Origin of the sequence: Streptococcus sp. HMSC073D05 (assembly GCF_001812015.1) — a bacterium.
In the GTDB taxonomy this organism is placed as follows: Bacteria; Bacillota; Bacilli; order Lactobacillales; family Streptococcaceae; genus Streptococcus; species Streptococcus parasanguinis_D.
Map to the genome: position 1 here is coordinate 340,187 of NZ_KV807489.1, position 7,265 is coordinate 347,451.

At 41.4% G+C, this 7,265-nt stretch carries 7 protein-coding genes; 2 read left to right on the forward strand and 5 right to left on the reverse strand.

The window, feature by feature from the left end:
- Positions 1–36: 36 nt before the first annotated feature.
- From HMPREF2832_RS05070 to HMPREF2832_RS05090, 5 genes are all read right to left on the reverse strand, one after another.
- The gene (locus HMPREF2832_RS05070) at positions 37–987 is read right to left on the reverse strand and encodes a competence protein CoiA family protein (RefSeq protein ID WP_070505791.1); all 951 of its coding nucleotides are present in this window, start codon (positions 985–987) and stop codon (positions 37–39) included.
- A gap of 73 nt (positions 988–1,060) precedes the next feature.
- Positions 1,061–1,642 carry an LptM family lipoprotein gene (locus HMPREF2832_RS05075; protein ID WP_070505793.1) on the reverse strand — a complete coding sequence of 194 codons (582 nt, stop codon included), beginning with the start codon at positions 1,640–1,642 and terminating at the stop codon, positions 1,061–1,063.
- 167 nt (positions 1,643–1,809) lie between these two features.
- Positions 1,810–2,982, reverse strand: coding sequence for an MFS transporter (locus HMPREF2832_RS05080; RefSeq protein ID WP_042766070.1), 1,173 nt, complete (start codon positions 2,980–2,982; stop codon positions 1,810–1,812).
- Positions 2,983–3,052: 70 nt separating this feature from the next.
- Positions 3,053–4,399, reverse strand: coding sequence for a DUF1958 domain-containing protein (locus tag HMPREF2832_RS05085; RefSeq protein ID WP_070505795.1), 1,347 nt, complete (start codon positions 4,397–4,399; stop codon positions 3,053–3,055).
- 188 nt (positions 4,400–4,587) lie between these two features.
- Positions 4,588–5,295, reverse strand: a complete 708-nt coding sequence (locus tag HMPREF2832_RS05090; RefSeq protein ID WP_061455372.1) for a glucosamine-6-phosphate deaminase — start codon at positions 5,293–5,295, stop codon at positions 4,588–4,590.
- Between the two features lie 307 nt (positions 5,296–5,602).
- On the opposite strand from HMPREF2832_RS05090, the gene queA reads away from it, so the two are divergent.
- Together queA and HMPREF2832_RS05105 are read left to right on the forward strand one after the other, a co-directional pair.
- Positions 5,603–6,631 (forward strand): tRNA preQ1(34) S-adenosylmethionine ribosyltransferase-isomerase QueA, encoded by a 1,029-nt coding sequence (gene queA, locus HMPREF2832_RS05100; RefSeq protein WP_061455370.1) that lies wholly within the window; start codon positions 5,603–5,605, stop codon positions 6,629–6,631.
- 11 nt (positions 6,632–6,642) lie between these two features.
- Positions 6,643–7,113 carry an arginine repressor gene (locus HMPREF2832_RS05105; protein ID WP_009732532.1) on the forward strand — a complete coding sequence of 157 codons (471 nt, stop codon included), beginning with the start codon at positions 6,643–6,645 and terminating at the stop codon, positions 7,111–7,113.
- The last annotated feature ends 152 nt before the right edge of the window (positions 7,114–7,265 follow it).

The following is a 7,265-nucleotide window of genomic DNA, read 5'->3' on the forward strand; positions in this document are numbered from 1 at the left end:
AAATGAACATTTCGGGAGGATTTCTATCTTAGAAAGTTAGCTTTTCTGTTGAGCATAAAAACGTGGGGGATAAAGGATCTGAACAGGTTGGATCCCTTGCGACTGATAATAGCTCATAAATTGCTGGTAGTAATCTTCTACATCCTCTTCAATTTGAAGCAAATTCTGTGAAAGGATCGGACGACAAAGAGGATAAAAGAAAGCCAGCCCCAGTTCCATCAGATGGTGTCCCTGCAAATAGAGTTCTTCCTGAAGCTTCAGCCACTTTGGGTGACGATAAAAGAGTTGCTGCTGTATATAGGTTAAAAATGTCCGATCGAGCTCGACTGCCATATGCTGCATTGGTTGCGAGAGATAAGGGGTCCGCAAGACTTCCAGTAAAGACCTTTGACCAAAAGGGAAAATTTCTGTTTGATAATGCAACCGCCCTCGTAAATCCTCATGGATGAGGTATTGCAAACGTAGCTCTTTCTTTGTTAGATCCAATTCCCAAAGATGGAACCCGCGATTCTGACTAAAATAAAGAAAGCCAGCCTGTAGCTTTGTTAGTCTTTCCTTGAGCCACAACTTTTTACCAAGCAACCAATAGACCTGGTAACCATGGGATCGATAAGCACCGCTTCTCTCCTTCAAGCGCTCTAAAGATAAGGAGCTGCACTGCACTTCCAAAGCTAAATTCTTGTCTACTACCAAAAGATCAGCAATTTGTTGAAAATCTGCTAAATAACTTTCTACCTCTGTTTTAGACTCCTTGGAAGCCCAGTCATAAAGACAAGCTTTCAATTCCAGATGTTCAAAACTCTCAGCTTCGTGATGGTTGGGACAATGCTGCAATTTTACATGAGCAAAATGAGCCCGTAGAACCGAGCCATTTTTTAGACGGACTGGACTGTGACAAGCCAAGCAATAGAAGGGACCTTCTGTCACAGCTGGGATCTCTTCCATACAGTTCCACCGCTTTTGATTGTTATCCATGGCAATAAACATAGGCCCACCTCCTCATCTATATCATTCGAAAAAAAATAGGAAAAAGGCTGGAAATTCCAACCTTTTCTTCTTTTTATTCTTCAGAATCTGAATCTGAATCATCACTGTCGTCATCTGCAACAGGAGATTTACTCAATTCTTTCTGCATATCTTTCATTTCTTTACGAGTACTTTCCAACTCTTCACGAGCATCTTTCAAGATTTCGATCAAAGTTTCACGGTCTTCTTTAGGAACGACTGTACTATCTGAACCGATGCTTTCCAAGCCTTCATTAAAGATATCTTTTTGGTTTTCTAATCCTTGCTTTAAGGTACTAATCATTTCATCGTATTGTTCTTTTGCAGAACCTGTCACAGAAGTACCTGCTTCTTCAGTAATAGAAACAGATTGATCCATTAATTTTGCAAACAACTTTTTAAAGTCTCCAACTGTTTTAGCCTTGCTGATTTCAGCGTCTGTTAAGAGGCTAGAAGATGAAGTCTCTTCTGAATCTGTTGAAGTATCCTTGCTTTTTGAAGTGTTGGCAGATTTGCTCGTCACTTTAGTAGTTGATTGACTATTTGAAGTTTCCTTCTTTGTGTCTTGTTTGTTTGAACAAGCAGCTAGGGAAACAATCGTCAAAAGAGCAGCTGTCGATAAGATCATTTTTTTCATAAAATGGTCTCCTTTATATTTATTTTACCTCATTCTACCATCGAATACTTTGATTGTCAAATTAACCACTAGTTCTTAATAATAGCAAAAAAGTTGGACAAAACACTGTGAAATCAGTGTTTCTGTCCAACTCCTCGATGATTAGTCATACAATTGTAACAATTTCATTAGTCTACTTTGCCACCAAAAAGTCCGTGAGCTTTCCCTTGGGGCATTTTTAAGGCAAAGCTCAGCAAAAAGACGATCCCTACTACCCCTGCTAAAAAGAAACTCATGACTTGGTAACCGCCTCTTTCAATACAGAGGGCTGCGAGGGGTTGTAAGAGAATGGTTCCTAAATAACGAGCTCCTTGGACAATGGCCATGGCAAGAACCAAGTCTTTGCCATTCACCTGTTGGGCAATAAACCGTAAGGAGACCATAATCAAAACCATCCCTGTTGTATGCTTGGCTAAAAGAGTTAGAAGCACTTTTAAGAAGACAGGACTTGGAAGAGCATAGACAGCATATTGAGCGAAAATAATCCCAATTGGAAGAGCGATCAAAACCCGTAAAGGCCAGTGATCCATGAATCGATCAGAGAAAAAGATCAAGGGGGCTTCCACTACAACCGAAATAGCCACAACTGTTGAGGCAATATGCACTGGTAGACCACTATCCATGAGTAGCTCAGGAATATAGGTATGACCAATATTTCCAACCCCTGAAGCCAAGCCAATCAAAATGATAAAGAAGAGATAAGGTCCATTGTGAAGAAGGGGGCGAATAGAGACTGGTTCTTTAACCTTTTCTTCTTTTTTCTCTCTTGTCTTCATCCGAACGGCACTTAGACAGAAAATGCTGAGTACAATGGTGATCAAAACCGTATAATAGACTGCTTGGGGGCTAAACTGATGATAGACCCAGCCGGCTATTTGAACACCGACCGAGTAGCCAATGGTTCCCCAAACGCGAATCTTCCCAAAAGCGTATGGACTTTGCGTTGCAAATACTTCCATCATGGGAGCTGTCCCATTCAAACAGACTAGAACAATCCCATAAAAAACGGTCAGCCAAAAGAGATTAGGTGCCCAAAGAAAACCGAAGACACCACCAATGATAACACTCAGACTGAGAGTCGTCATTTTTACGATTCCAAATCGCTCATTGATATACCCAAAGAAGGGTTGGGCTACCATGGATAAGAAAAAGGCAACCGATACCAAGGTCGACACTTGAGTTGCACTATAGTGCTTTCCCATCAAATAGACGGAAATGAGGGTCGTAAAGAGAGATGTGGACATAAAATAAAAACTATAGAGTAGCATATAAGCCGCATAAGAATTTCGAAATTTTTTCATATAAATCCTTTCTAAAAATATCGGAATGGGACAATGACAAAACCCAACTGACAATCAGTTAGGTTTTATTTTATTCTTTATTATAGCGCTTTTGAGCCTCTTTTTTGCGTCTCTCACGACTTTGTTTTTCAATCGAGAGAATGATGACAAGAATGAGAATCGGAATCAAAATCAGGAAGTGATCCAGCGAAATCCATTTACTGTGCTTAGCCGTTGTCTTTTTCCCACTTGCTGTTTCTTTGACAAGCTCTGGCTTGGATCCTTCTTCCACCTTCATATCATCTCGGATACCTTCAGACAACGTGTAGAGGTCATTATCTACTGTCAGATAGCCATCTTTTACCGCAAGGGTCGGTTCTTTAGCACCTTTTTTGACCGTTGCATAGAAGGGTTTTTCAAGTGTATAGGTCTTGCCGTCAATCTTCTGGACACCTGCATCCAACAATTTTTTATAGCCAAAATCTTTATAGGCTTTTTCGATCAAAGCATTGCCAAATGGGTGACGGTAATATTCCCCATCTTGGTCTGCCCAATCTCCTACGCCCATAATGACAGCAATTAAGCGCTGATTGCCCCGTTTGATGGTCGCGATATAGTTGAAAGCTCCACGAGGGCTTGAACCAGTTTTCAAACCATCCACACCTTTCAAAGCATACTTGGCTCCTGGCAATGAATAATTGTAGGTATCAAAGGTTTCCTCATACGGAGTCCCTTTTTTGACCGTGACTTGTGCTTGATTGGTATAGTTTAAAATATCTGGGTATTGATTGATAAAATGATAGACCAAAATCCCTAAATCACGCGCAGTTGTCTGGTTGGCCGCATCGTTTGGATAATTGTTTACCTGATAGTAGCCTTGCAAGGTGGAGATGGCCGCCCCACTCGGGTTATTCCAGACCGTGTTGGTCATCCCTAATTCCTTAGCCTTGGCATTCATGCGCTCGATAAAGGCATCTGGATCATTGTTGGACATAAGATTGGCCAACATGAGGGTCGATACATTTGAGGATGGAACCACTGTCATGGTAATCAACTCAGGAATGGTGTAGTCTACTCCAGCAACAATATTATTGTTGGAGATCTCATAGATCTTTCCGATCGCTTGGTCTGAAGCGGTCGCCTTGATCACTGTATCCTTACTGATCTTACCATTTGCCATATCTTCAAACAAGAGATAGAGCGTCATGAGTTTACTCATGCTAGCTGGATCTCTGACTTCATCGATATTGTCTTTCCAGAGAACATTTCCCGTATTGCCGTCAATAATGAGCGAAGAATGCGGACGGTTAATGGCTTGGACATTGTCATTTGGATACATCTTTTGCGCCATATCCACCAATTCATCCGCACTAGCTAGAATTGGCTGGCATAAGAGACTCAGAAGGAGGCAAATATGGATCAAATATTTTTTTATCATAAACTTTTCCTTTAAAACAGACTAATCAGCTGGAGGCTAAAACAAGCTTCTAGCCCTCATGCCCTTTTCTTTTGTCTCCCAGTAGATGAAAAGAGCTAATCACAGCAGATAATTACTTGTATTGTACCATACTTTGAAGCAGAAAAAAACCTATCTGGCCCGAATAAATCGGCGATAGGTCCTGTTTTTTATCGACTTAACAAGCTCAAAGCTTCCTTATCCGCAATAATGATCACATTTGGATGTCCTTGAAGGGCACTAGCTGGCACTTTTTCTGTCCTTTTCCCCTCTACCGTACCTTTAATTGCTTGGGCTTTCGATTCCCCATAAGCAAACAAGACAATTGATTTCGCAGCCAAGATATTGGCAATCCCCATCGAAATGGCTTGGGTTGGTACATCTTCGATCTTATCAAAGAAACGAGAATTAGCCTCAATGGTAGAATCATCCAACTGAACTAAGTGGGTCTGACTATCAAAGGATGTTCCTGGCTCATTAAAACCAATATGCCCATTGCGTCCGATTCCCAATATTTGAAGGTCCACTGGATGGTCTTCGAGTATTTTGTTATAACGGATCACTTCTTGATCGGCAGATTCTTCTACACCAGATGGGAGATAGCTTTCTTTGAATGGTTTGGCATCAAAGAGATTTTTCTCCATGAAATATCGATAAGATTGAGGATCATCTCCCGTCAAGCCTACGTATTCATCTAAGTTCACACTGATTAGATTAGATAAGTCCAAATCACTTTCACGAATTTGTTTATAAAACTCAAGGGGACTGCTTCCAGTCGCAAGACCTAAGGTTTGAGCACCTTCCTTTAAGGTTTCTTTTAATATATCAAAGGCAACTTTTCCACCCTCAATTTGGTCCTTTACTTCAATAATGTTCATTGGATAGACCTCCTATTTCTCTATGCTTTTATTATATGGTATAGACCAATTTTTGTCAAGTGAAACCGCTATCTTTTTCTGGCATTTTTTTCATTTTCAAGTCGATTCGTGATATAATGAAAGGTATGATTGTATCACTATTATTCATCATTTTTTTGATCGGACTCCTTGTCTTTCTCTTATCTTTCTTGATTCATCAAAGAAAGATTCTCAAGGTCCTGATCTTTTTGATGGGAACTGTCCTGATGCTTTTAGCTATCGGTACAGCCATCTATCTACTCACAAATTTATTATAAAAGGAGCGCAAATGAATACCAACGACTTTGACTTTGATTTGCCTGAAGAACTGATTGCCCAAACCCCTCTTGAAAAACGAGATGCCTCTAAACTCTTGATCCTGGATCGAAAAACAGGGCAATTCCAAGACCGTCATTTTGATGAAATTTTAGATGAATTGGAGCCAGGAGATGCTCTTGTCATGAACAATACGCGCGTACTGCCTGCCCGTCTTCATGGAGTCAAACCAGAAACAGGTGGTCACGTCGAATTCCTTCTCCTTAAAAATACCCAAAATGACTGTTGGGAAGTCTTGGCAAAACCTGCAAAACGCTTAAAGGTAGGTGCCACAGTCAGCTTTGGAGATGGTCGTTTGACCGCAACCGTTGAGGAAGAATTGGAGCATGGTGGGCGCATCGTTCGCTTCCACTACCAAGGGATCTTTTTAGAAGTCTTGGAAAGCCTTGGTGAAATGCCACTTCCTCCCTATATTCACGAAAAGCTTGCTGATCGCGAACGCTACCAAACTGTTTACGCCAAAGAAAATGGTTCTGCTGCAGCTCCGACGGCAGGTCTTCATTTCACCCAAGAATTGCTCCAAAAAATTGAAGCAAAAGGGGTTCACCTGGTCTATTTGACCCTTCATGTGGGCCTGGGAACCTTCCGTCCAGTATCTGTGGACAATCTTGAAGACCATGAGATGCACTCTGAATTTTACCAACTTTCTGAAGAAGCTGCCGCAACCCTTCGTCAGGTAAAAGCTGCAGGAAAACGCATCGTGGCCGTCGGAACGACTTCTATTCGAACCCTTGAAACGATTGGCAACAAATTTGATGGAGACATCCAAGCTGATTCAGGCTGGACCAATATTTTTATCAAACCAGGTTATGAATGGAAAGTCGTCGATGCCTTTTCAACCAACTTCCACCTTCCAAAATCAACTCTGGTCATGTTGGTTTCTGCCTTTGCTGGCCGTGAATTAACCCTCGAAGCATACCACCATGCGATTCAAGAACGCTACCGCTTCTTCAGCTTTGGGGATGCTATGTTCATCAAGTAAAGGAGTCTCTCATGAATAAAATTGAAAGTCGCCACCGCTTGATCCGCTCGATCATTTCTGAGCGTAGGATTCATACCCAACAAGAACTTCAAGAAGCTTTAGAAGCTAATGGCGTTCTCGTTACCCAGTCCACCCTTTCACGGGATGTCAAATCCTTGAATCTAGTAAAAATTAACGAGGGGGATAGTTCCTACTATGCCATGAACACCATCGCTCCTTCCCGTTGGGAAAAGCGCCTGCGGATGTATATGGAAGATGCCTTAGTCATGTTGCGGCCCGTTCAAAACCAGGTCGTTGTAAAAACTCTTCCAGGCCTCGCTCAATCCTTTGGAGCGATCTTAGATGCACTGGAACTGGATCAAATCGTAGCTACCATTTGCGGAGACGATGTCTGCTTGGTCATCTGCGAAGACAACCAAGGAGCTTTGGATTGTTTTGAAAAATTAAAAGAATTCACCCCACCCTTCTTCTTTAGTAAATAAAAAGTTTGGAAACCAAGTTTCCAAACTTTTTAAAATGTAGACAAACTATCTTAAAATAAGGTGAGCGATTCTGCAAAAAAATTAAAATGTGTTCTAATTTTTTGGATGAATTAAGAAAACACTGAAACTTTCCGCCGTGAGAAAAGTGCCTG

Coding starts and splice junctions, on each gene's coding strand:
- HMPREF2832_RS05075 (WP_070505793.1), bottom strand. CDS start 1,642: ATGAAAAAAATGATCTTATCGACAGCTGCTCTTTTGACGATTGTTTCC.
- queA (WP_061455370.1), top strand. CDS start 5,603: ATGAATACCAACGACTTTGACTTTGATTTGCCTGAAGAACTGATTGCC.
- HMPREF2832_RS05085 (WP_070505795.1), bottom strand. CDS start 4,399: ATGATAAAAAAATATTTGATCCATATTTGCCTCCTTCTGAGTCTCTTA.
- HMPREF2832_RS05105 (WP_009732532.1), top strand. CDS start 6,643: ATGAATAAAATTGAAAGTCGCCACCGCTTGATCCGCTCGATCATTTCT.
- HMPREF2832_RS05080 (WP_042766070.1), bottom strand. CDS start 2,982: ATGAAAAAATTTCGAAATTCTTATGCGGCTTATATGCTACTCTATAGT.
- HMPREF2832_RS05090 (WP_061455372.1), bottom strand. CDS start 5,295: ATGAACATTATTGAAGTAAAGGACCAAATTGAGGGTGGAAAAGTTGCC.
- HMPREF2832_RS05070 (WP_070505791.1), bottom strand. CDS start 987: ATGTTTATTGCCATGGATAACAATCAAAAGCGGTGGAACTGTATGGAA.